The sequence below is a fragment of the Reyranella sp. genome (assembly GCF_030651995.1).
Lineage (GTDB): Bacteria > Pseudomonadota > Alphaproteobacteria > Reyranellales > Reyranellaceae > Reyranella.
Map to the genome: position 1 here is coordinate 17584 of NZ_JAUSBN010000073.1, position 24216 is coordinate 41799.

Here is a 24216-nt window from a genome sequence, read left to right on the forward strand (position 1 = left end):
TATACTGTTTGCTACAATTTCGTCCTTATCAACGGGGCAGTGAAGGGGTCACCAGCGATGGCCGCCAACCTCACCCAACGGCTGTGGAGCACGTCCGATATCGTCGCGCTCATCGACAAGGCCGCCTCGAAGCCACGCCGGCCCTGCAAGAACGTCGGCGTCAGCCAGAGCAGTCGATAATGTCCGGAATGTTCGTTGTCCATGTCATAGCCGTCATCGGCTGGCTGATTGCCGGCGTGTTTGCCTATGCATTCATCACGCTGTTCGGCTACTTCGGCGTCGGGTTCTATGGTCTGCTCCTGCTGTTCATCTGCATGCAGGTCGAACTAGAACCGGATGGGGCCTCCCATCATCAGCGGTCGCTTGGTATCGGCTTCTTCAAATGTCTTGGCGTGGGGCTGACGGTCGTCGGTTTCGGCGGGTTCCTCTATTTTCAACTAGGTTAGATATTCAAAGTGATGCCCAAGACTGCGAACTTGCGGGTAGCGTCTCGCCTTGCTCGGGCGCAGCCAAAGGCAATCAGGTCGTTTACTATTTATGCTGGTACCTGATTTGTCATCTGCCCGTCACTGCCAACGCCTGCGTCAGATCAGCGATCAGATCATCTGGATGCTCGATCCCCACCGACAGACGGATCGTCGTGTCCAGAACGCCGATCCGGTCGCGGACTTCGAGCGGGACTCCCGAATGCGTCATGGCGGCGGGATGGCTGGCCAGTGATTCCGTGCCGCCGAGGCTCACCGCGAGCTTGAAGATCTTGAGCGCGTTCAGGAAGGCGAAGGCTTCCTTCTCGCCGCCCTTGATGTCGAAGGAGAAGGTCGAGCCGGCGCCGGTGCATTGACGGTCGTAGAGCGCCTTCTCGGGCGAGCCCGCCGGCAACAGGCCGAGATAGTGGAGCTTCGCCACTTTGGGATGCGCGGCCAGCCAGTCGGCGACCAGGCGGGCGTTGGAGTTGGCGCGCTCCATCCTGAGGCCCAGCGTCTCCAGCGAGCGGCCCAGCATCCAGCAGGAATGCGGGTCGAGCTGGGTGCCGAAGCTGCCGCGCAGGGCGCGGATCGGGGCCATGATCTCCTTCCGGCCCATCGCCGCGCCGGCGATCAGGTCGGAATGGCCGCCGACATACTTGGTGAGCGAATAGACCGAGACGTCGGCGCCGTGGTCGAGCGGGCGCTGGAAGACCGGCCCCAGCAAGGTGTTGTCGCAGGCCAGCACGGGCGGGCCGCCGGGCTGGGTGGCGCCGATCTCGTCGGCGAGGCGGCGCAGCAGGGCGATGTCGACCAGCGTGTTGGTCGGGTTGGCCGGCGTCTCGATCATGATGACGGCAACGCGGCCGCCTTGACGCTCCGCCAGCTTGCGGGCCTCGGCCATGGCGGCGCGGACCGCGGCCTCGCTCACCCCGTCGATGAAACCCACCGCGCCGATGCCGAAGCCCGACAGGGTCTTGGCCAGCAGGGTTTCCGTGCCGCCATAGAGCGGCTGGGAGTGGAGCACCACGTCGCCCGGCCGCGCGAAGGCGAGCAAGGTCGTAGAGATCGCCGACATGCCGGAGGAGAACAGCGCGCAGGTCTCGGCGCCCTCGTAGACCGCGAGCCGGTCCTCGACGATCTCGCTGTTGGGATGGTTGAAGCGCGAATAGACCAAGCCAGCGGCGCTGCCGGCCGGCGGCGTCTTGCGGCCCGAGGCATAGTCGAAGAAGTCGCGGCCTTCCTCGGCCGAGCCGAACACGAAGGTCGAGGTCAGGAACACCGGCGGCTTCACCGCGCCTTCCGACAGCGCCGGGTCGTAGCCGTAGCTCAGCATCAGCGTCTCGGGCTGGAGCTTGTGGTTGCCGATATGGGTGCGGTACGGGCGCGGCGCGGTCATGGCGTATCTCCTGTCGCGAGCGGGGGGCCTCGTCCGCATGATGACGACAAAGATGACGGTAAGTGTGTCGAAAAGGTGCTCACCCGTCTTTCTCCTCTCCCCCGATAGGGGGAGAGGCTGGGTGAGGGGGCGGCGCACCCTGTAACCCCCTCACCTAACCTCTCCCCCTATCGGGGGAGAGGGACATGAGGGCGTTGAAGTCCTACGCCCCCATCAACGCCGCGATCTGGGCGCGGACGCCGTCGGAGCGGCGGTAATACTGGTGCGAGCCGGAGAAGCCCGTGTCGTAGTCGGTGAAGCCGCTGCAATCGACCATGCGGTAGGTGGCGGGCGGGAACAGGGTTGCATCGCCGCCGCCGCGCGGCCCGTCCTGGCCGAGGCGCCGGCAGAAGTTCAGGGTCTCGCTGAGCTTGTCGAGGACGTGGTCGCGCCGGTTGTGCAGGATGGTGATGCGCCGGCCGAGCCGGGAGAGCGGCGCCAGGCTGTTGGTCACCGCCTGGTCGAAGGCGTCGTCGACGATGTCGGGCGCGGCCATGAAGATCTGGTCGAACATCTCGGCATCGCCGTTGCCGTTGTCGAACCAGGCCTGCACCGCCCCCTGCAGCGCGAGGTTGCCCATGCTGTGGGTCAGCAGGAAGGTCCGCCGTCCGTTCGCGCGCGCCTTCTCGAGGATGGGCAGCAGGTTGGCGAAGAAGCGCATCAGCGGCAGGCCCGAGCCGCCGGACATCCGCTGGTCCGAGCGGTAGGGCAGGGTCGGGAAGGGGATGGTCAGCAACTGGCCGCGCGAGGGCCAGCTGAAGGTGACGACGGTGGTGTCCGCCTCGCTCACGCCGGAGTCGGCGAGCCATTCGCGATTGAAGGCCGCGCGCGTCAGCGCATTCTCGAAGCTGTTGGCGAAGCCGTGGACGAAGACGAGGATGTTGCGCCCGCCTTCGGCCAGGTCGTCGAACGCCGTCTGGCTGAAGCCGCCCTTCTGCAGATCATGGATCGAGCGGATGGCGCCCACCGTGTCGGCCGTCAGCCCGGCGCTGTCGACGAAGGCCGTGCCGTAGGTGACCTGCAGCGGATTGTCGGGCGCGACCATGCTGAACGTGTAGTTCTCCGGCCGGTCCGCCGGATGGTGGGCGATCCTGTTGGTGGCGAAATAGACGGTGGTCGTCATGAGCCTCTCCCCGCACGCATCGTGCGAGCGTGATCGTGCGCCGATTCCTGTCAATGTGCATCCCTGCACATCACATCCATGCTTTCGCCATGTGCGAAACGTAATCGGCGATGCACTCTCAGATTGCAGGGAAATCCACACCGCGATATGTGTCGAACGTCGGCACGCTGTTGGGGAGCAGTTCGCTGCCGACGCAATGCCGGAAACGCAGGCTCGGGCAGAGCCTGTTCGGCCTTGGGGGCAGCGTGGTGTTTCGGGCGTGCATCGGGCAGGCGACTTTCGGCGGCGGGCTGGGCGAACGGGCGATCCGCCGTGCAGTGGCCGCCGCCTGCGCCCTTCCCACCGCTCCCTCCCTCGACCCCACTCCCGCCCTCTCCGCTTTTGTCGCGTAGGACATACTCATGCCCGGCACAGCCACGACCATCTTCATCGACGGAACGCCCACCGACGGATCCGATCCGTGGATCGACAGCCTGGTCGCTGGCGGGGCTTGGACCGACGGCAATGGCGGTCCCGTGACCATCCAGTGGACGGCCTTCCAAGGCACAATGGACGGCCAGAACTCCTATAGCTGGACGGCGCTGGCTCTCAACGGGCTGCGAGAGGCAATGTCGCTGTGGGAGAGCGTCGCAAACATCGACTTCGTCGAGGTCACGAGCGCCACCGACGCGGACGTGAGGTTCTGGTGGGGCACCCAGGCGCAGGCGGGCGGACCCAACGTCCTCGGCTGGAGCGATCTGCCAGGCTACAGCAGTTCCGAGGTACTCGATATCCTCTTCAATGCGCCGAACTTGGCCATGTCCGGCGTGCTGGGCAAAGGAAGCCTGGGCCTCGTCACGATGGTCCACGAGATCGGCCACCTGCTCGGCCTTGCCCATCCGCATGACGGTGGACCGGGGTGGGATCGGACAACCTTCCCCGGCGTCAATCAGGGGGACGAACACGCGGAGGGTACTGGAAGCCTGAATCAAGGCATCTACACGACGATGAGCTACACTTTCGGCTGGCCCGACCTTTTGCCCGGGCACACGTCCGAATCCTATGGGCTGCAATACGGTCCGATGGCCCTCGACATCGCGGCAATCCAGGCGATCTACGGCGCCAACTCGAGCTACGCATCCGGAAACAACGTTTACCAACTGCCGACGACGAACGGCTTCAATACCGCCTGGTCGACGATCTGGGACACGGGTGGCATCGACACGATCTCGAACGCAGGGTCGAGCGGGAATTCGACGATCGATCTGCGCGTGATCTCGCCGTCCGAGATATCACAGTGGGATCCACGTGTTTCCTACGGTTACACCAGTTCGGGATTCGTCGTTGCCGGGGGTTACACGATTGCGAATGGCGTCGTCGTCGAGAATGCAATCGGTGGCAGCGGCAATGATAGGCTGATCGGCAACTCGAGCGACAATATGCTCGACGGCGGAGGCGGCGCCGACAGCCTTTCGGGCGGCGCAGGCAACGACAGGCTGGTCATCAGGGACCTTATGTTCGAGCTGGCCAATGGCGGCTCAGGCATCGACACGCTGGTTCTCGCGGGCGGAAGCGCGACCCTCAACCTCTCCGATCCCGTGGTCAAGGCCAAGCTCGTTGGCATCGAACGCATCGACCTCACCGGTACCGGCGACAACGCGCTCGTCGTCAGTCAGGCCAGCGGTCTGGGAGGCGTCGGGACATATGAAGATGGATCGCGTGTCCTGGTCGTGGAGGGCAATGCCGGCGACAAGGTTTGGCTTGCCGAGCCGGGTTGGACACAGGTCGGATCCTTTACCGATACCGCCGGAACATTCGATCGCTGGGTGCTCGGCGATACCGAACTTCATGTCGAGCAGGACGTCTCTGCACAACAGGTACTCGCGTCGAGCACCGTCCTCCTGTCTAGCCTGAACGGCAGCAACGGTTTCAAGTTGAGCGGTGGGCTGGCGAATCACTATAGCGGTAGCTCGGTCGCCTCGGCCGGCGATGTCAATGGCGACGGCTTCGACGACATACTCATCGGTGATCGACGCGCCGATATCGGGGCCTACGATACCGGTGCGGCCTACGTGGTGTTCGGCAAGGCATCGGGCTTCGCAGCCGATATTCCCCTTTCCACGCTGAACGGCAGCAACGGCTTCAGGCTGAGCGGCGTCGCGGCGAACGACCGGAGCGGCTACTCGGTCGCCTCGGCCGGCGACCTGAACGGGGACGGATTCGCCGACCTCATCATTGGTGCGACGCAGGCCGATCCGGGGGGCAACAATTCCGGTGCGACCTATGTTGTCTTCGGCAAGGCGACGGGGTTTGCCGCGGACATCAACCTCGGGACGCTGAACGGCAGCAATGGCTTCCGGCTGAATGGCGTGGCGGCGGGGGATTACAGCGGCCATTCGGTCGCTTCGGCGGGCGATTTCAACAACGACGGCTTCGATGACCTGATCGTGGGTGCGTGGGGAGCCGATCCGCAGGGTGCCGATTCCGGAACAGCCTATATCGTCTTTGGAAAGGCGTCGGGTTTTGCAGCCAGCGTCAACCTTTCCGCTCTGACCGCCAGCACCGGCTTCAAGCTAACGGGAGCATCCGAGTACGACCAGGCCGGTGCGTCGGTCGCATCCGCAGGCGATGTCAATGGCGACGGTTATGACGATGTCATCATTGGCGCGCGGAATGCCTTTACGACCGGCGATCAGGCTGGCGCGAGCTATGTGGTGTTCGGCAAGGCATCCGGCATCCCGTCCAGTCTCGACCTTTCCGCCCTGAACGGCAGCAATGGCTTCAGGCTGAACGGCGTGTCCACGTCGGACTATAGCGGTCAGTCGGTTGCCTCGGCAGGGGACTTGAATGGCGACGGATTCGGCGACCTGATCATCGGCGCCAACGGTGCCGATCCGAATGGCGCCGCTTCCGGCGCGAGCTATGTCGTTTTCGGAAAGGCCTCCGGATTTGCGGCCAATATCAACCTATCGGCTCTGAACGGCACCAACGGCTTTGTGTTGCAGGGCGCGTCGGAGTTCGACAACAGCGGAATTTCCGTTGCTTCGGCGGGCGACATCAACGGGGACGGCTTTGCCGACCTGCTCGTAGGCGCCGCGTGGGCCGACGTTAACGGTACCCCGGTTGGCATCAGCTACGTGTTGTTCGGAAAGGTGTCAGGCTTTGCCGCGAGCACCAATCTTGCCACGCTCGACGGCCTCTCCGGCTTCCGGGTCGTCGGAACCGAAACCTATGGATCCAGCGGCACCTCGGTGGCATCGGCCGGGGATGTCAACGGCGACGGCTATGACGACATGATCATCGGCTCCGAGGCCGGTGCCGGCGGCACGACCTACGTGGTGTTCGGCGGCCCCTACGGCGCATCGGGCGCACCGGTCACGACCACCGGCACCACGGCGGCAGAAATCCTGATGGGCGGGCGCGGCAAGGACGTGCTGACCGGCGGTGGCGGGGGCGACGTGTTCCATGCCGGCGCGGGCGACGACCGGCTGATCGTCAAGGACCTGACCTTCCGTTTGGCCGATGGCGGCACGGGTGTCGACACGCTGGCCCTCGGCGGGACGGGCCTCTCGCTCGATCTCACCAAGCTGCTGGTCGCGGGCAAGCTGGAAGGCATCGGGCGCATCGACCTCAGCGGGACCGGCAACAATACGCTCATCGTCAACCAGCTGAGCATCCTCGGCGGCATCGGCGCGACGATGGATGGCAAGCATATCCTCACCGTCGAAAGAAATTACGGCGACATCGTACAGTTCTCCGAAGCGGCCTGGGCAAAAACCGGATCGTTCAGCAATGCCGCCGGGGCGTTCGACCGCTGGGTGCTGGGCAATGCCGAAGTCCATGTCAAGCAGGCCTCGGCGCCGCCGGGGTCGGGCGTCACCATCAACGGGACGGCCGGCAACGACATCATCTCGACGACCGAAACCGTGGCGGGCCAGCCAAAGGCGACCGCCCTGGGCGACATCATCGACGGCAAGGCCGGTGTCGACACGATGAGCGGCGGCGACGGCGATGACGCCTACTATGTCTACGAGACAGGCGACAAGGTGATCGAAGCCGCCGGCGCCGGCATTGACACCGTCTACTCGTATGTCTCGTACACGCTGAGTGCCAATGTCGAGAACATGGTCCTGCTCGGTGGCGCGACCAACGCCACCGGCAATGAGCTGAACAACATTCTGACCGGCACCGCCTACAGCAACGTCCTGATCGGTGGCGGTGGAACTGACACGCTGATCGGCGGCCTCGGCGACGATACCTACGAGATCGATGACGTCACCGATATCGTCGTCGAAAACGCCGCGGCAGGTACCGACACGATCCGGGTGTCGTTCAGCTATGTGCTGGACGGCATCAATGTCGAGAACCTCACGCTCACGGGCTCCGCCAACATCAACGGCACCGGAGATGCGTTCGACAACGTACTGAGGGGCAACTCGGGCAACAACAGACTTGAAGGCGGCCTGGGCAACGACACGCTGATCGGTATCGGGGGGATCGACACGCTGATCGGCGGGCTTGGCGACGACACCTACGAGATCGACGGCGCCAGCGATGTCATCGTCGAGAACGCGAGCGAAGGCATCGACACGGTCAGGACTTTCTTCGGCGGCAACCATGTGCTGGGCGCCAACTTCGAGAATCTCGTTCTTACGGGCGGCGGTAACGGAACCGGCAACGACCACGACAACGTGCTGACTGGCAATGATGGAAACAACAGGCTCGAAGGCGGCGCCGGCAACGATACGCTGATCACCAACGGCGGACTCGACACGCTGATCGGCGGCACCGGTGACGATACCTATATCCTCCGCTACTACGACGATGCCACCATCGTGGAGAAGGCGGGCGAGGGCATCGATACGGTCCGTACGATCAGCTCCGTGCGGCTGGGCGCCAATCTCGAAAACCTGGAACTGGTCGGAACAGCGGCGGTACTCGGCTACGGCAACGACGCCGCCAATGTCGTTACGGGCAACGCGGCCGCGAACGATCTCAAGGGTTTTGCCGGGGACGATACGCTGGTCGCCAACGGCGGCAACGACACGCTGGACGGCGGGACGGGCGTCGACACGATGATCGGCGGTGAGGGCGACGACACCTACTATGTCGACGATGCGGCCGACGTTGTTGTCGAAGCGGTGGGCGAGGGTACGGATACGGTCCACGTCGCGTCCAGCTACACGCTGGGCGCCAACGTCGAGAAACTGGTGCTCACGGGCACCGCGTCGGTCAACGGGACCGGCAATGACCTGAACAACACCATTACCGGCAATTCCGGCAACAATCTTCTCGATGGCGCCGGTGGCTTCGACAGGCTGATCGGCGGTCGGGGCAACGACACTTATTACATCGGGAGACCTCTCAATGGCGCCATCGACGCGGTGACCGAGCTGGCCAACGAGGGGTATGACACCGTCCATATCGAAGCTTCCCTCATGAACTGGATCGCCAATGTCGAGCACGTGATCCTGATCGGGGCGGTCAACTACAATGCCTACGGCGACGCCCAGAACAACACCATCACCGGCAATGCCGGCAGCAACCAGCTGATCGGCTATGATGGAAACGACACGCTTGATGGTGGCGCCGGGGCGGACAGTCTATACGGCGTAGGCGGCAACGACACGTACATCGTCGACGATATCGGAGACATTGTCTTCGAGAGCCCCGGCGACGGCAATGACACGGTCCGTGCCTCGGTCAGCTTCACGCTCTCATCCAATGTCGAAACCCTGGTGCTCACTGGGGCTGGCAACATCGACGGCACGGGTAACGAGCTGAGCAACTCGCTCTTCGGCAACGCGGGCGACAACAAGCTGGATGGCAAGGAAGGCGCCGACGGCATGTCAGGCGGTGCCGGCAACGATACCTATGTCGTCGACAATGTCAGCGACGTTGTCTCCGAGGAAGTGGATGGCGGCACCGATACGGTCCTGTCGTCCGTCACCTACACGCTCCACCAAAACGTCGAAATCCTGACCCTGACGGGTGCGAGCGCGATCAACGGCACTGGAAATGGACTGGATAACTGGCTGACCGGCAACGCGGGCATCAACACGCTGGCCGGCGCGGGCGGCAACGATACCTATGTCATCGACTCGCTCGTCGATGTCGTCTTCGAGAAGGCCGGCGAAGGCACGGACACGGTCCGCTCATCGGTCAGCCATGCCCTGGCCGCCAACGTCGAAAATCTGGTTCTGACCGGAGTGGCCAACATCGACGGCACGGGCAACATCCTCGGAAACGTGCTGACCGGCAACGATGGGAACAACACGCTCGACGGCGGCGCGGGCGCCGACACGATGGCCGGCGGTCTCGGCGACGACACCTATGTCGTCGACAATGCCGGCGATCTGGTCACCGAGCTGGCGGGCGCGGGCACCGACACGGTGCTGGCGTCGATCAACTGGACGCTGGGGGCCGCGCTGGAAAGGCTGACGCTCACCGGCGTCGACAATCTCGCGGGCACCGGCAACGAGCTTGCGAACGTGATGACCGGCAACGCCGGCAACAACCTGCTGGATGGTGGCGCAGCAGCCGACACGATGGCCGGCGGACTGGGCGACGATACCTATGTCGTCGACGTTGCCGGCGACGTCGTCACGGAGATCGCGGACCAGGGCACGGACACGGTCAATGCTTGGCTCGGCTGGACGCTGGGTGCCAACCTCGAGCAGCTCCGGCTGATGGGCACGGCCGACCTCAACGGTACCGGCAACGGGCTGAACAATGCGCTGTTCGGCAATGCCGGGAAGAACGTCCTGAACGGTGGCGCCGGGGCCGACACCATGGCGGGCGGGCAGGGCGACGATACCTACGTTGTCGATCAGTCTGGCGATGTCGTCGTCGAGGCTGCCGGCGGCGGAACGGATCTGGTCCAGTCGTCGGCCGGGTCCTACCAGCTGGGTGCCAATGTCGAGAACCTCGTTCTGACCGGCACCGGCGCGATCAATGGCACCGGCAACGAACTGGCCAACGTCCTGACCGGCAACGTCGGCAACAACATACTCGATGGCGGCGCTGGCGCCGACACGATGGCGGGCGGAACCGGCGACGATACCTATGTGGTCGACAATGCCGGCGACGTGGTGACGGAAGAAGCGGGAGGCGGCATCGATACCGTGCTCTCGTCGATCACCTGGACGCTGGCCGCTAACGTCGAGAGGCTGACGCTCAGCGGAACGGCTGACCTCAACGGAACCGGCAACGCGCTGGCCAACGTCCTGACCGGCAATGCCGGGAAGAATGTGCTTGATGGCGGTGCCGGCGCCGACACGATGGCGGGCGGGCTGGGCGACGACACCTATGTCGTCGACGCGGTCGGCGACGTCGTGATCGAGAACGCGGGCGAGGGCACCGACACGGTCGAGGCGTGGTTGGGCTGGACGCTGGGCGCCAACCTCGAGCAACTGAAGCTGCTGGGCACGGCCGATATCGACGGCACCGGCAACAGCCTGAACAACGTGCTGACGGGCAATGCCGGGAAGAACGTCCTGAACGGCGGGGCCGGCGCGGACACGATGACGGGCGGGTCGGGTGACGATACCTACGTCGTGGACAATGTCGGCGACGTCGTGGTCGAGACGGCGAACGGCGGCATCGATACGGTGCTGTCGTCGGTGACCTGGATGCTGGGCCTCGGCGTCGAGAACCTGACCCTGACCCGGTCGGGCGACATCGGCGGCACCGGCAACGCGCTGAGGAACATCCTGACGGGCAATGGCGGCGCCAATCTGCTCGACGGCGGCGCCGGCGCCGACACGATGGCGGGCGGGCTGGGCAACGACTTCTATGTCGTGGACAATGCCGGCGACGTGGTGACCGAACTGGCGGGCGGCGGCATCGACACGGTGCGCGCGAGCGTGAGCCATACCTTGTCGGACCATGTCGAGAAGCTGGTCCTGCTGGGGAGCGGCCACCTGCGCGGGACCGGCAACGCGCTGGCCAACACGCTGACGGGCAACGACGGCAACAACGTGCTGGACGGCCAGGCCGGGGCCGACACGATGGCGGGCGGTCGGGGCAACGACAGCTACATCGTCGACAATGCCGGCGACGTGCTGGGCGAGGGCGAGGGAGCGGGCACCGACACGGTGCAGTCGTCGGTCACGTGGCGGCTGAAGGACAACTTCGAGAACCTGGTCCTCACCGGCAGCGCCGACATCGACGGCAGCGGCAACGAGCTGGCCAACGTGCTGACGGGCAACGACGGCAACAACCTGCTGGACGGCGGGGCCGGGGCCGACACGATGGCGGGCGGCCTGGGCGACGACATCTATGTCGTCAACGCCGCGAGCGACAGGATCAGCGAGGCGGCGGGCCAGGGCACCGACACGGTTCGGGCGTGGGCGACCTACAGGCTGCAGGACAATCTCGAGACGCTGGTGCTGATGGGCAATGCCGCCCTCAACGGCACCGGCAATGGCGCCGACAACGTGATCCTGGGCAATGGCGGCCGCAACGTCCTCGACGGCGGGGCCGGGGCGGACAGGATGGAGGGCGGCGCGGGCAACGACACCTACGTGGTCGACGATGCCGGCGACCTCGTGAACGAGTCGGGCGGCGGCATCGACGAGGTGCGGTCGTGGGTCAGCTACACGCTGACGGCCAACGTCGAGACGCTGACGCTTCTGGGCACCGGCGATCTCGACGGGACGGGCAACGGGCTGGCCAATACGCTGAACGGGAATGGGGGCGCCAACCGGCTGGACGGCGGTTCGGGCGCCGACACGATGTACGGCGGCGCCGGCGACGATACCTACGTCGTCGACGCGCCCGGCGACCGCGTGATCGAGCGGGCGGGCAACGGCTACGACACGGTCCTCTCGTCGGTCAGCCATACGCTGTCGGCGGAGGTCGAGAAGCTGGTGCTGAGCGGCAGCGCGGCCGTGGACGGCGGGGGCAATGGCGCGGCCAATGTGCTGATCGGCAACGGCGCGAACAATGTGCTGGACGGCGGCCTGGGCGCCGACGCGATGGAAGGCGGCGAGGGCGACGACACCTACGTGGTCGACAATGCGGGCGACGTGGTCACCGAACTGGCGAACGGCGGGACGGACCTGGTGCGCTCCGGGGTCAGCCACACGCTCGCGGCCCACGTCGAGAACCTGACGCTCACCGGCAAGGCGAACATCGCCGCGACGGGCAACGAGCTTGCCAACATCCTGACGGGCAACGCCGGCCGCAACGTGCTGGACGGCGGCCTCGGTGCCGACGTGCTGGCCGGGGGCGGCGGCGGCGATACGTTCCGCTTCAGCACCGCGCTGGGCCTCGACAACATCGATCGCATCCTTGCGTTCAACCATAACGCCGACACGATCCAGCTCGACCACGCGGTCTTTGCCGCGCTTGGAGCGGGGGCGCTGGCGGTCGGGGCGTTCAACCTGGGCCCCGTGGCCACCCAGGCCGACGACCGCATCCTGTTCGATGCGGCGTCGAAGTCGCTCTCCTACGACGCGGACGGGCTGGGCGGCGTCGACGCAGTCAGGTTCGCGACGATCGACACGCTGCAGGGCGGCCTCGATCACACCGACTTCCTCATCGTGTAGTGGTCACCGGCCACTCGTTCCAAGGCGCGAGGAGCTCCGCCACCTCAAGCGGCAGTACGCAGAGGGCGGCACCAGGTGCTACGCTGCCGGGATGACGACACCCCTTCGCGAGGCATGGGCATCCTTGCCGTCCAGGCTGCAGCTGCTGGAGCCTCTTCCATTCACCGCCGGCGAATGGTCCGTGCTCGAACGCCTTCATGCCTGCTTCAACGATCGGGAGGCGCATACGCGGTTGCCGATGGCGATCGCCCGCTTCCGCGGCGAGGTGGCGACGGAGATCTTCGAGCGCGCCCGGACGTTCGACGAGGTCGTGACGGTGAATGTCGACGAGCGCTGGGAAGAGACTCTTGCCGGGGGCAATGTCGATCCCATGGCGCCCTACGTGCGGCTCTACAACGAGGAGGTCGACGCGATGATGGGCGTGCTCGTTCCGGCCGCGTCCTATCGCAAGGAGCACTATGCCTACGGCCGGTTCGTGTTTCCCGAGCCGCACGGGCTGCATACCGACCACAGTCTCGAGGATCCGGCGGCTGCCGGCGAGCCGATCTGCATCGCCCGGATCGAGACGCTGGGCACGCATTATGTCGACGGCGATTACCGGGCGCAGGATCCAGAGACGCAGAGCATGCTGAAGGCGCTGCGCTACTGGACCCCCGTCCCCGAGGGCGAGCCGGAAGAGATCTTCGAGGAGCTGCTGAGGCGCGGCACGCTGAAGACCATCCCGGTCAACCACGTCATGCTGATGGTCGCCGGCAATGGCTCGGCGAACGCCCAGGTCACCCAGCACATCTCCGCCCGCCCGCCCGAGGGCGGCCTGCACTCGGCCTTCTTCCAGCGGCAGTACCGGCTGGTCCCGCCGTCCCCGACCGGTGTCCCGGTTGCAAGCGGCCCGGCCTGAGGCAGGATAGGGACCTCAACCGGAGGTGACGACATGCATCGTCGACGTTTCATGATGACGGGTGCCGCAGGTGGGGCGGTCGGGCTACTCGGTGCTTCCACGCCGGCACGCGCAGAGGCCGTATGGGTCGCCGTCTCCGGCCCCGGCAACCGCTATCGCCTCAAGATGCCGCTGGGCTACCGGTACCTGCAGGTGCCGACCCACAACGGAACGCTCAATTCCTACGTCTACATGCTGCCGGACAAGCTGACCCTGGAGCTGCTGGACGTCGTCCCGGCGACCCCGCACCCGGTGCCGTCCGGCACCGCCCTCGCGACCGCGCTCGAGCAGGCGCAGGCCGGCATGATGAAAAGCTGGCCGGGCAGTACGCTGCGGGAACAGCGCCAGATCGAGACCGGGCCGCTCACCGGCCGCGAATTCGTCCTTGCGGTGGCGGGCGACCGCTTCGTTCGCGCGCGGCTCTATCTCACGCCGCAGGCGGTCTACTCGCAGATCGCTCAGGGATCCACCTCCCGGCTCGGCAGCCCGCTGGTCTCGCAATTCTTCGACTCGCTGCGGTTCGGCTAGCGGGCGCGCGAGGCGCTGTTCCAGTCGCAGAAGATGGAGGCGATCGGCCAGCTCACCGGCGGCGTCGCGCACGACTTCAACAATCTCCTGACCGCCGCGATCCGGCGCGAGCGCCCCAGCCTGCCGGTCCTTCTGGCGACCGGCTATGCCGAGGTGCCCGACGGCCGGAGCACCGACATCCCGCGCCTCAACAAGCCCTTCCTGCAGGCTCATCTCGATCAGGCCATCGCCGCGGTGATGCGGGGAAGACTCAAGTCGTCCTGAGCGCGGCGAAGGACCTCACGGAACGACCAAAGGACTCCGTTGCTTGCGTGAGATCCTTCGCTGCGCTCAGGATGACTGAGGACCAGGGGCGCTCCGCCCTACCTTCGGTTCCGTGCCTGCTACCAGCCGGCCTATGTTGGCGCGGTGGAGCGCGATGACGTAGAGGCCGCCAGCGACGACCAGCAGGCGGTAGGGCAGCGGCTCCGGCAGGACGTGGACGAGGGCGATCGCGGTCAAGGCCGCCAGCATCGAGCCGAGCGACACGATCCGGGCGAGGGCCAATACGAGGGCGAACACCGCCGCCGCACCCACGCCGACCGGCCATGACAGCGCGAGCAGCACGCCCAGTCCCGTCGCCGCCGACTTGCCGCCGGTGAAGCCCAGCCAGACCGAGCGGCTGTGCCCCAGCAGCACGGCGAGGCCGCACAGGCAGACGGTCCACGGCACCCGGCCCTCCGGCATCTCCAGCCAGGGATAGAGCCAGCGTGCGAGAAGAATGGCCGCGACGCCCTTCAGCACGTCGACCAGAAGCACCGCCAGCGCCGGCCCTTTGCCGAGCGTGCGCAATACGTTTGTCGCGCCGGTCGACCCCGAACCCTGTTCGCGAATGTCGATGCCCCGGAGCAGCCGGCCCGCGAGATAGCCGGTAGGAATCGAGCCCAGGAGATAGGCGGCTACGATGCCGGCGATCCCGAACAGCGAAATGACAAGCGGCGACGTCGCGTCGTGCAGCGGAAGGCTCCTTCGAATCCGTTCCGAGTGTAGTGCAGAACGTCGCCCCTGCGCGTCCTCTGCTTGCTGCCTTCACTCTTCCTGCATTAGTGTTTCGCCCGCAAGCTCAAGGGGCAGCAAGGCCCCGGAGTTCAGGGAGGATCAAGTATGCGTACACCGACTCGTCGTGGACTCATCGTTGCGGGTGCGGGCGCTCTCGCGGCGCCGGCGCTTTTCACCACCTCGTCGCGGGCGCAGGCGGCGTTCCCGAACAAGCCGATGCGCATAGTCGTGCCCTATCCCGCGGGCGGCCAGACCGACGGCATTGCGCGCGTCTATGGCGAGTATCTCGGCCGCAAGCTCGGTCAGTCTGTCGTCGTCGAGAACAAGGGCGGCGCCGGCGGTACGATCGGCGTGGCCGAGGTCAAGCGCGCGGCGCCGGACGGCTACACCATCCTCTGCACCATCTCGTCGTCGCTGATCCAGAACAGGGTCACGGTGAAGGACCTGCCCTACGATCCGGAGAAGGACTTCACGTATCTCACCATGACGACCAGCCTGGGCGGTCCCGTCGTGGCGGCCGAGAAGACCGGCGCGACCAACCTCAAGCAATTCGTCGAGTACGCCAAGAAGGTCGACAAGTTGAACTTCGGCGCCTACGGGCCGGGTTCGACGCCGCAGATGCTGATCGAGACGATGGCCAAGCAGTACGGCTTCAAGGTCGAGATCGTGCAGTATCGCGGCGAGGCGGCGATGTGGGCCGACGTGACGTCGCAGCAGCTCGACGGCGGCGCGGGCAGTCCCGCGGGGGCGTCGCCGGTGATCGCCTCCGGCAAGGGCCGGGCCATCGCCATGATGGGCGACCGTCTGCCGGCCTTTCCCGGCGTGGCGACGATGACGGAGCAGGGCGCGGTCGGCGGCTTCTACGAGACGCGGGCGTTCGCCGCCTTCGCCGTCCCGGCCGCGACACCGAAGGACATCGCCAAAAAGCTTTCCGACACGCTGATCGAAGCCGGTACCGACGAGAAGGTGAAGGCGCTGATGGCCAACTATCTGATCGTGGGCCCGCTCAGCTTCGAGGAGACCAACAAGGTCTTCAAGCGCGACACCGAGATCATGATGAAGGTGATGAAGGAAATCGGAATCAAGGCTGCAGAGTAGACGGCCGCGCGCAAGCGCGGCCGGAGGCTGCAGCACACCTCAAACCGAAAGCCCGACGAATGGGATGGCACGACGCCTTGGCGGCGAAGTCCGCGGAGATGGGCAAGACCTCCGCGGAGTTCAGGGCCGGCGCCCGGCGTAAAGCCAAAGCGATGTGCCTCCTTCTGATCGTCACAGCCGCGGTCGGATACTTCGCGGGCTGGGTGTGGGCCTTGATCCCGGGAATCATGGCCGCGTGGTCGGCGTTCCAACTCATGAGCGCGACCCTGATTGCCGCCCGGCTGGAGGTTCTTGAGAGTCAGCCGCGACTCGATCGCTCGTGAAGGTGTCTTGAGTCGTTTGCGACAGCTCTGGCAATGTCGGGGAGCGCTACGAGATGCAGCAACAACGAAGGAACGCAGGACCATGGCATTCACTCTGACCAGCGACAGCTTCAAGGAAGGCGCCACCCTCGGCATGGAGCACATCCTGTCAGCCGAGTACGGCTTCGGTTGCGGCGGCGGCAACAAGTCGCCGCACCTGCGCTGGTCGGGCGCTCCCGAGGGCACGAAGAGCTTCGCCGTCCACTGCTTCGATCCCGATGCGCCGACCGGTTCGGGCTTCTGGCACTGGGTGGTGGTCAACATTCCCGCCGGCACGACCGAGCTGGCGCTCGACGCCGGCAACCCGAAGGCCGGCCTTCTCCCGAAGGGCGCGCTGCAGACGCGCACGGACTTCGGCGCGCCGGGCTATGGCGGCCCGTGCCCGCCGCCTGGCCACGGCCCGCACCGCTACGTGTTCACGGTGTTCGCGGTGAAGGAAGAGACCCTGCCGGTGAGTGCCGACACGTCGGCGGCGATCGTCGGCTTCCAGCTGCATTTCAACACGCTGGCCAAGGCCGCGCTGACGGGTACTTTCGAGAGAAAATAGGCGGCGCCAAGCGCGGCCTTGGGAGAGCGTCAGGACATTGCCTTCGGCAATGTCCGGGAGCGACGTACGGCTCCCTCCACCACTATCTTTCATCCAACGGCGGAAACGCCCACTTTCCGTTGCGGATCGGCAGGAACGAGCCGTCATCGACGCCCACTTCGTCGGCGATGCGTTCGTTCGTCACCTGGTTGAGAGCCAGGATGAGATCGCCGTTCTTCTTCGGATCAAGCGCCAGGTTGGCCATCTCGTCCGGATCGGCCTGCAGGTCGTAGACCTCCAGATCGTTCATCGCGAGAAGTTCCTCCATCGTCTTCGGCGTATTGAAGGCGACGGGCGAGAAGTAACGCGAGAAACGGTAGCGGCCGTCGAAGATGCTGCGGATCGATGTGCGGTGTTCGAAGTCGGGTGGATTGCGCGCCAGCATCGCTTGCTGCTGTTCCGGCGGCTTGGTTCGGAAGGCGCGCGTGTCGATCGTCATCGTGGCCCACTTCGGATCCGAGTAGGACAGCATGTCGAAGTTGAACAGCGACGCCGGGCGCGCCGTCTTCGGCGCGGCGGCTTCCGGGTTGCGGAGCAGTGCGGAAAAATCCCGGCCACGCAGTCCGTCACCGGCTCGCGCGACCGCCGCGGCGTCCTTGCCGGTGAGCGCGAGGATCGTGGGCGTGAGATCGAGCTGCGAGGTGATCGCCCGGCATTCCTTGCCGCCCGAGAGGCCGGGATGGACGATCATCAGCGGCAGGTGGTTCTGCTGCCGGTAGGCGTTGGTGCCCTTGCCGCGCATCTGGTGGCTGCCGCCCAGTTCGCCATGGTCGGCGGTGAAGACGACGATGGTGTTCTTCGCCATGCCGTTGTGCTCGAGCGCCGCCATCAGGCGCTCCACCTTGGTGTCGCAGTCGCGGATGGCGTTGAAGTAGTAGTTGCGCAGGTCGCGCCAGCGCCGATCCTCGTCGGGCCATTGTCCGACCAGCAGGTCGATGGACTGCTGGTAGTAGAGGTGCGCTTTCGGCCGGCCCGGTGCATCGAACGGCTGGTGTCTGTTGGACGGCAGGGGCACGCCGTCCCAGGTCGCGCGATAGAGCTCGTCGTCCGGCGCCCGGGCGATGCCCATCGCATGCCGCTTGCCCTGGATGTTTTCGCTGCCGACGTCTGAATCGAAGAACATCGTGTCGTGCGGATTCACGAAGTTGACGGCGAGATACCAGGGCTGTCCCCTGGTACGCAGCGCCTGCGCTTCCGTGCGCAGCCACGTGATCGCCGACGCGAGCGTGCCGTCGTCATACGAATAGCCACCCAGGGTTCCGTCGATCATGTCTCCGATGCCGAAGAAATCCTGGAACCCGTAGGACTGCAGGGTCTTGCGATAGTCGAGCAGCGGCGCGTCGACCGGCTTGTCGTTGAGATCGAGGTTCGCCGAGAGATGCCACTTGCCCTGATAGGCGGCGTGATAGCCCAGCTCGGCGAGCCGATGACCGATCGTCTTGATCCTGGTCGAGAGGTCGCGCTGCCAGATGGAGTTGAGGTTGTCGGCGATGCCGGTGTGCTGGATGTGCTGGCCGGTATAGACGACCGAGCGCGCCGAGGAGCAGACACAGGAGGCCGCCTGGTGATTGAGGAAGGTAATGCCTTTCTTCTTGATCGCCTCGCGCGCCGGCACCGGGAACGGCCACTGCGGGAAGAAATGTTCCTGGTCGACCAGTACGAAGAGGATGTTGTAGCCGGACGGCATCGCGTCACGGGCGGGAGTGGCGGGTGAAGGGACCGGAGGCTGCGCCAGCGAGGCCCCGCCGGCCAGGAGGGTCGTGCCCAGCAGCGCCGCGCCGGAGGCCATGGCGGTGCGGCGTGACGGGAGGGACGAGTCGTCTTCGGGCGTCGTCATCCGGCTGCTCCTGTGAAGGCGCGGCATGCTACGCAGATCGCGCGGCCGATTGCATGCGAATTGAACTCGGCGTCTGGTGCGCGCTGTCTTGAGGTTCGGCTAAAGGGACGGTCGAGCGGCGGCATTGCGTGCGCCCACGGTATCGGCGTCAGGTGATGTAGACCTGTCCACGATGATAGTTGAGATAGGCCCGCTGGCTGTCGGAGAAGCCTTGCGCCAGCCACGGCATCGGCGCTTCGGAAAAGCCCAGCTGTTTCCACGCATGTTCGCCGAGCCCGAGGCGGCGAAGGTCGCCCTGGTCGAAGCGGGGAGAGACACGCACCTCGCCGCTGTCCTCGAACGAGATGAATCCCCGATCGAAGAGCAGATCGGCATCGGGCGTCAGCAGGAGTCCGTTGGCGCCGTCGAGCCTTTGGTCGGCGGTCTCGCACGATCGCCACGGCCTGATGTGGCTGGCGATCAGCAGGGCGGGATTGGTGATGCCGGTGAGCCGGCACGCTTTCTCGACCTTCTGCACATTCGACCGGAACGTGCCCTGACCGCGGCGCGCCTGGATCGTGGCGTTCCGAATCGTGTCGTCCAGGTTCAGGTCGCTGCGAATGCGGGCCTCGACGCGGTCGTCGAGTTCGTCCGTGACGGTGCGGAAGGCCAGCCGGTTCGCGCCGCCGGTTTCAAGCCCGACCACGTCGACATGCGCGTGCGCCGTGACGATGTCGTGGATTTCCCGTGGAATCGCGGCCAGATAGACGCCCTGATTACCCTTGCCGGTCTCCGGCTGCAGCGGCGAATATTTCTCGGGCAGCAGCGGCCCGATCAGCGACAGCAGGTCCCTGGGGCGGATTGGCGGATCGAGCCGCGTCCAGAACACCGGCAGCAGCCACCCTTCGTTATTCCAGTAAGCACCGGTGGCGCCGAACTCCGACGGCTTGGGCGCGGTAAAGGCGAAGTCCGCGAGCCGCCCGACATAGCGGATGAACTGGTTGGCATAGGAGAGGACGAGGTCTCCCGGATTCGCCACGCGCATATTGTCGTAGAAGCGGTTGCGGGCGCCGTTGCTGGAGGTCTTGGGCGACCACAGGTACTGATGCTCAATCTCCTGATTGAACGTCTGCTTGTGATTGACCCACCAGTATTGGCGCATGCGAAAGCAATCTAGCTGCAGGGAGGGGCAGCGACCAAGAGGGCAGGGCTCCGCCCGGTCCCGAAATCCCCCCTTCCGTTCCGCCTAGGCGCCCGCCATAAGACGAGCGGGGGAGGGCCGATCGACGGCCTTCGTGTTCGACAGGGAACTGAGATGGCTGGCCTTTTGGGGGATCGAGGGACACAGGTCCTGAGGCTCGTCGTCGCGGGGGCGGCCGGCGCATTGCTGACGGCCTGTGCCAGCAGCGACAGCACCTCCTACCAGGAGCAGGCGCTGCGGGCGTCCGAGGGCGGCGACCTCAAGGCCGCGACCAGCCTGGCGGAGAAGGAGGTCGAGAAATACTCGGCCACCGACCAGTGCTCCTCCACCACGAACTACAATTGCGGCACCCTGGCGCTCGCCTATAGCAGCCTGGCCGAGTACCAGATCCGGAGCGGCAACGTGGCGGCCGGCGAGCGCAGCTTCGACCGCGCCAAGGGCACGCTGCAGCGGGTCCCGACGGACAACAAGCCCAGCGCCACCGGCATGGTCTATCGCGACGTGTCCGAGGCCTTCTGGAAGGCTGGCGACAAGCGGCGCGCCATCGCCGTCTTCAAGGAAGGCACGACCCGCGGCGCCGACGAGTGGCTCTACACCAGCTCCGCCGCCAAGGCGGTCGCCCAGCAGGAGGGTCGCCCCGTGCCGGCCACGCCGGGCATGCCGACGACACCCGACGTGCAGGCCGCGCCGGGCGCCCCCGTGCCCTTGGGCCCCGCGGTCACGCCGGCTGCGGCGACCGAGACCGACACGATGGTGAAGCCGACCCAGGTCAACGATCCGGCGACCAACGATCCGGCGATCAACGATCCGATGCGCGGCCGTCCCCCGAGTTCGGCCGCCCCCGTCGGCGCGGCACAGCCCTTGACCCCGAGCCCGCTCACGCCGACCCCGCTGCAGCGGACGCGCTGAGGCGGTACCCGACATGTAATGCGAGGGAACACGGAATGAGGGAATGGCTGTTGGCGGGAGCAATCAGTCTCGTGGCCGCGGTTGCGGCCGCCCTTGCTTTCGGGGCTTGGAAGAACAGCGACTTCGTCGATGGCCAGAGCGACCGGTTGACCATGGAAGGGACGTTCGTCAACGGCTTCTACGACCAGGGTAACAACAAAGGCATCAAGGATGTCGGCTTCATTGCGCTGCCCAACAAGCACGTTACGGCTGTGAGAAAGCTGGACGACCGCGTAATCTACGATGCGTCCTACACGACAGGGCCCGATAGTTTCCGGATCGTTCCCAAAGTCGAGAACGCCCAGCGATGCGTTCTGCTGTTCGGCGACTCCTTCACGTTCGGCGAAGGCGTGAATGACGATCAAACCTCCGCGGCCCAGATCGTGGCCAAGAGCAAGGGGCAGGTCGAGGTCAAGAGCCTGGGGATCGGCGGCTGGGGACCGCACCAGTTCCTGTCCGGCCTCCAGTCCGGCCGCTTTCAGCGCGCGATAACCTGCAAGCCGACCGATGCCGTCTATCTGTTCATCCCGGCCCATACGGCCCGAGCGGCAGGACGCGGGAAATGGGACAGGTTCGGTCCGCGTTTCGTCGTGGACGACAAAGGGCGGGCGGTGCGTGATGGGAACTTCAATACCGTCGGGAAGAGTTGGCGCGAGCTGGTCGGGTTCAATCGTCTGACCGAAAGCGAAGAGGAGGAGCTGGCGGCGGCGATCATCACCGAAGCCTCGCGCGAGCTGGAGCGTCTGTATCCCGGCATTCGCTTTCATGTCTTCACGTGGGACGGTGTTACCGCCGGCGTGATCCAGCGCCTGAAAGACAATGGTGTGCGCGTGCACACGATCCGCCAGATCATTCCCGACTATTCCGATGCGTATCTGATCGCCCCGCCGTTCGAATATCACCCTACGGCGGCTGCCTACGAACGAGTGGCCGAGTACTTTCTCAGCCTCGGGAAATAGAGCGGATGGGGCCAAGCGCAGCTTGGGCCCTTGCTCATCTCACACCTGCGCCAAGCCGCCGTCGACGAAGACTTCGCCGACGGTCAAGAAGCTCGAGTCGGAGGAGGCGAGGAACGCCGTCTCCGCACCCGTCTCCGACGGCGGCGTCGGGCGAGGAGCTCGACATCGCGATCCGCACGCGCCGCGCCGTCATGCGCGGGTTGGCGCAGGGCGCCGTCGGCGGCGATGCCATCGCGGACGCCGTGGGCTCGAGCAAACGCACGCTGAACCGGCGCCTCGCCGAGCGTGGCACCTCGATCCGCGAGCTGATCGCCGGGGTCCGCCTCCAGGTCGCCCAGAAGCTGCTGCGCGACACGGACGTCACCATCGCCGACATCGCCGCCACCATCTGCTATTCCGACGTCGCCGCTTTTTCGCGCGCTTTCAGTGCCAGAATGGACTTGTCTCAGGCGGCGTGGCGGCAACAGGCAACTCCGCAGGGGCGAAAAGCGTTGAAGCGCAAGGAACCGAACGCCGGGAGGATAGGATGATGCTGGGTATGTCTGCGAGGCTTGCGCTGGTCGCCGGGATTGGCCTGGTGGCCGCTGCCTGCCAGAACGACGCTTACGGGCCGCCGACCGGCGCCTACCAGCCCGCGCCAGCCTACAACAACGGCTATTACGCGCCGCCGCCACGTTACGCCTACGGCCAGCCGGCGCCGAACTACTATCAGAACCAGCCGGCCTATAGCCCCTACCAGCAGGGTCAGGGCCGCTACAATCAGGCCGACGGGCGCCGCTACACGACCGTGACCGTCACCAATCGCGGCCAGAACGGCTATCGCGACGACGTCGTGCAGCAGCAGGTCGTCTGCGGCAGCCAGTATTACGACGGCTACCGCACCCGCACCGCGCCCCGCTGCTGATTCGAGGCGGCCCCCGCGATTGCCTGGGCGCACGCTTGTCGAGCGGGCCCTCGGCACCGTACGGTGTGCTTCCATGACCGATCAGGTTTCCGAGGCGGACGTCCGACGGCTCTTTCCCGCCATCAAGAAGGCCAAGGCCGGCTGTCACGAGGTCTCCAAAGGCATCGTCCTGGAGGTGATCGAAGAGCATTCGTGGAAGGAGCATTCCCACATACGCGGGGCATTTCCTGACGGCGAGCCGGCGTTCGAGAAGGGGTTCGAGACCGGCCCGATCTACGCTTTTCATTGCCAGGACAGCTACGTCGATGTCCGTTCCGGCAATACGATCGTGGACAACCGGGTCGTGCGGGAGCCGGTCTTCCGGTCCTACGTGTTTCCCTCCGCCGAGGAGTTCGACCAGGCCGTCGTGTCGGATCCGCAGCGGGTCGTGCTGCCGCTCGCGTCGGCGAAGATGAAGAACTACTGCCGGTTTTGGACCGACAGCATCGCCAAGATGTACGTCTGCGAACGATCGTCGGGGCTGCGCGACCTGGTGGGCGCCGGCGCCACGCATATCGTTGCGCCGAAGCTCAAGCTCCCCTTCCAGCGCGAGGCCGCCGACCTGCTGCAGGCGCACGCGCCGATCCGGATCCAGAAGAAGGCGCGCCTCGTGCGCGGGCGCAGCCTGAATGCGACGGGCATTGTATTTGGCGGCCAGCATGTCGGCAGGATCGTCCGCGACTTCTCCGACCATCTCCGCACGATCGTTCCGGAGGAAACGCCGCCCGACCCGTCGTCGTCCGGGCTCCTCTACGTCTCCCGCAATGAATCCAGGATGCGCAGGCTCGTCAACGAGGACGCGATCCTGCCGGCACTGCGCGACCTCGGCTTCGAGATCATCCGGCCGGGCGAGATGCCGCTGGCGGCACAGATCGAGAAGTTTCGAAAGGCCCGGATCGTCCTGGCCCCGCATGGCGCGGGGCTGACCAACATCCTGTTCTGCCGTCCCGGCGCGACGCTGATCGAGATCTTTCCCCGCGGCGGCGTGCACGGGTCGATGTTCATGCGGATCGCCAGCCAGCGCGACCTCGACTATTACTTCGCCGTCGGCGACAGCGTCGCCACCGTCTGGTCGGAAACCAATCCGAACAACGCCGACATCGTGCTCGACCCGGCCTCCTTCGTCGCCTTCGTGCGCCAGGTCATTTGAGCGGGCACGTCCTCCGCGCGCCCGGCCGTCGCTGAGCAGGCCCCTCCGGTGACCCTCTACCTCCACATCGGCCGCGGAAAGTCCGGCTCTTCGAC

The 24216-nt window shown here is 65.7% G+C and carries 19 protein-coding genes and 1 pseudogene; 14 read left to right on the plus strand and 6 right to left on the minus strand.

All coding sequences use genetic code 11. The annotated features are described in order from the left end of the window. The first annotated feature begins 57 nt into the window (after positions 1-57). Together Q7V45_RS22815 and Q7V45_RS22820 are read left to right on the plus strand one after the other, a co-directional pair. On the plus strand, positions 58-180 hold the full coding sequence (locus Q7V45_RS22815) for a hypothetical protein (RefSeq protein ID WP_304856443.1): 123 nt from the start codon (positions 58-60) through the stop codon (positions 178-180). Continuing rightward, positions 180-446, plus strand: a complete 267-nt coding sequence (locus Q7V45_RS22820; RefSeq protein WP_304856446.1) for a hypothetical protein — start codon at positions 180-182, stop codon at positions 444-446. Before Q7V45_RS22815 ends, Q7V45_RS22820 begins: the two co-directional genes overlap by 1 nt. A 109-nt stretch (positions 447-555) precedes the next feature. Here Q7V45_RS22820 and Q7V45_RS22825 read toward each other — a convergent pair whose 3' ends face one another. Beyond that, a complete protein-coding gene (locus tag Q7V45_RS22825; RefSeq protein ID WP_304856447.1) occupies positions 556-1863 on the minus strand; it encodes a cystathionine gamma-synthase family protein in 1308 nt (435 codons plus the stop codon). Between the two features lie 202 nt (positions 1864-2065). Beyond that, positions 2066-3025 (minus strand): alpha/beta hydrolase, encoded by a 960-nt coding sequence (locus tag Q7V45_RS22830; RefSeq protein ID WP_304856448.1) that lies wholly within the window; start codon positions 3023-3025, stop codon positions 2066-2068. 401 nt (positions 3026-3426) lie between these two features. Here Q7V45_RS22830 and Q7V45_RS22835 point away from each other — a divergent pair, with 401 nt between their 5' ends. The 4 genes from Q7V45_RS22835 (at position 3427) to Q7V45_RS22850 (ending at position 14284) form a co-directional block, all read left to right on the plus strand. Then, positions 3427-12555: a M10 family metallopeptidase C-terminal domain-containing protein gene (locus Q7V45_RS22835; RefSeq protein ID WP_304856450.1), complete on the plus strand. Its 9129-nt coding sequence runs from the start codon at positions 3427-3429 to the stop codon at positions 12553-12555. Positions 12556-12679: 124 nt separating this feature from the next. Next, positions 12680-13453, plus strand: coding sequence for a hypothetical protein (locus tag Q7V45_RS22840; RefSeq protein WP_304856452.1), 774 nt, complete (start codon positions 12680-12682; stop codon positions 13451-13453). A gap of 33 nt (positions 13454-13486) precedes the next feature. Beyond that, positions 13487-14020 (plus strand): hypothetical protein, encoded by a 534-nt coding sequence (locus Q7V45_RS22845; RefSeq protein ID WP_304856455.1) that lies wholly within the window; start codon positions 13487-13489, stop codon positions 14018-14020. A 33-nt stretch (positions 14021-14053) separates the two neighbouring features. Further along, positions 14054-14284 (plus strand): hypothetical protein, encoded by a 231-nt coding sequence (locus Q7V45_RS22850; RefSeq protein ID WP_304856456.1) that lies wholly within the window; start codon positions 14054-14056, stop codon positions 14282-14284. A 66-nt stretch (positions 14285-14350) separates the two neighbouring features. Here the strand turns inward: Q7V45_RS22850 and plsY are convergent, their stop codons facing one another. Continuing rightward, positions 14351-15016 carry a glycerol-3-phosphate 1-O-acyltransferase PlsY gene (gene plsY, locus Q7V45_RS22855; RefSeq protein ID WP_370692653.1) on the minus strand — a complete coding sequence of 222 codons (666 nt, stop codon included), beginning with the start codon at positions 15014-15016 and terminating at the stop codon, positions 14351-14353. 147 nt (positions 15017-15163) lie between these two features. Here plsY and Q7V45_RS22860 point away from each other — a divergent pair, with 147 nt between their 5' ends. The 3 genes from Q7V45_RS22860 to Q7V45_RS22870 all read left to right on the plus strand — a co-directional run bounded on the left by Q7V45_RS22860 (position 15164) and on the right by Q7V45_RS22870 (position 17065). Further along, positions 15164-16156, plus strand: coding sequence for a tripartite tricarboxylate transporter substrate binding protein (locus Q7V45_RS22860; protein WP_304856459.1), 993 nt, complete (start codon positions 15164-15166; stop codon positions 16154-16156). 98 nt (positions 16157-16254) lie between these two features. Next, positions 16255-16479: a hypothetical protein gene (locus Q7V45_RS22865; RefSeq protein ID WP_304856462.1), complete on the plus strand. Its 225-nt coding sequence runs from the start codon at positions 16255-16257 to the stop codon at positions 16477-16479. Between the two features lie 82 nt (positions 16480-16561). Continuing rightward, positions 16562-17065, plus strand: a complete 504-nt coding sequence (locus tag Q7V45_RS22870; RefSeq protein WP_304856464.1) for a YbhB/YbcL family Raf kinase inhibitor-like protein — start codon at positions 16562-16564, stop codon at positions 17063-17065. 82 nt (positions 17066-17147) lie between these two features. Here Q7V45_RS22870 and Q7V45_RS22875 read toward each other — a convergent pair whose 3' ends face one another. Both Q7V45_RS22875 and Q7V45_RS22880 read right to left on the minus strand, forming a co-directional pair. Continuing rightward, on the minus strand, positions 17148-18941 hold the full coding sequence (locus tag Q7V45_RS22875; protein WP_304856467.1) for a sulfatase-like hydrolase/transferase: 1794 nt from the start codon (positions 18939-18941) through the stop codon (positions 17148-17150). Positions 18942-19089: 148 nt separating this feature from the next. Beyond that, positions 19090-20082: an HNH endonuclease gene (locus Q7V45_RS22880; protein ID WP_304856468.1), complete on the minus strand. Its 993-nt coding sequence runs from the start codon at positions 20080-20082 to the stop codon at positions 19090-19092. A gap of 153 nt (positions 20083-20235) precedes the next feature. Between Q7V45_RS22880 and Q7V45_RS22885 the strand changes: the two genes are divergently transcribed. Next, entirely contained in the window at positions 20236-21030 is a 795-nt protein-coding gene (locus Q7V45_RS22885) for a tetratricopeptide repeat protein (protein WP_304856470.1), read from the plus strand. Positions 21031-21065: 35 nt separating this feature from the next. After that, the gene (locus tag Q7V45_RS22890) at positions 21066-22028 is read left to right on the plus strand and encodes a hypothetical protein (RefSeq protein ID WP_304856472.1); all 963 of its coding nucleotides are present in this window, start codon (positions 21066-21068) and stop codon (positions 22026-22028) included. Positions 22029-22067: 39 nt separating this feature from the next. On the opposite strand, the pseudogene Q7V45_RS22895 reads toward Q7V45_RS22890, so the two are convergent. After that, positions 22068-22181 (minus strand): annotated as a pseudogene (locus Q7V45_RS22895) (oxidoreductase); the annotation flags it as partial. A gap of 38 nt (positions 22182-22219) precedes the next feature. Here Q7V45_RS22895 and Q7V45_RS22900 point away from each other — a divergent pair. The 3 genes from Q7V45_RS22900 (at position 22220) to Q7V45_RS22910 (ending at position 24121) form a co-directional block, all read left to right on the plus strand. After that, a complete protein-coding gene (locus Q7V45_RS22900; protein WP_304856474.1) occupies positions 22220-22558 on the plus strand; it encodes an AraC family transcriptional regulator in 339 nt (112 codons plus the stop codon). An 8-nt stretch (positions 22559-22566) separates the two neighbouring features. Next, positions 22567-22932 carry a hypothetical protein gene (locus Q7V45_RS22905; protein ID WP_304856476.1) on the plus strand — a complete coding sequence of 122 codons (366 nt, stop codon included), beginning with the start codon at positions 22567-22569 and terminating at the stop codon, positions 22930-22932. 73 nt (positions 22933-23005) lie between these two features. After that, on the plus strand, positions 23006-24121 hold the full coding sequence (locus Q7V45_RS22910) for a DUF563 domain-containing protein (protein ID WP_304856479.1): 1116 nt from the start codon (positions 23006-23008) through the stop codon (positions 24119-24121). Positions 24122-24216: the final 95 nt, after the last annotated feature.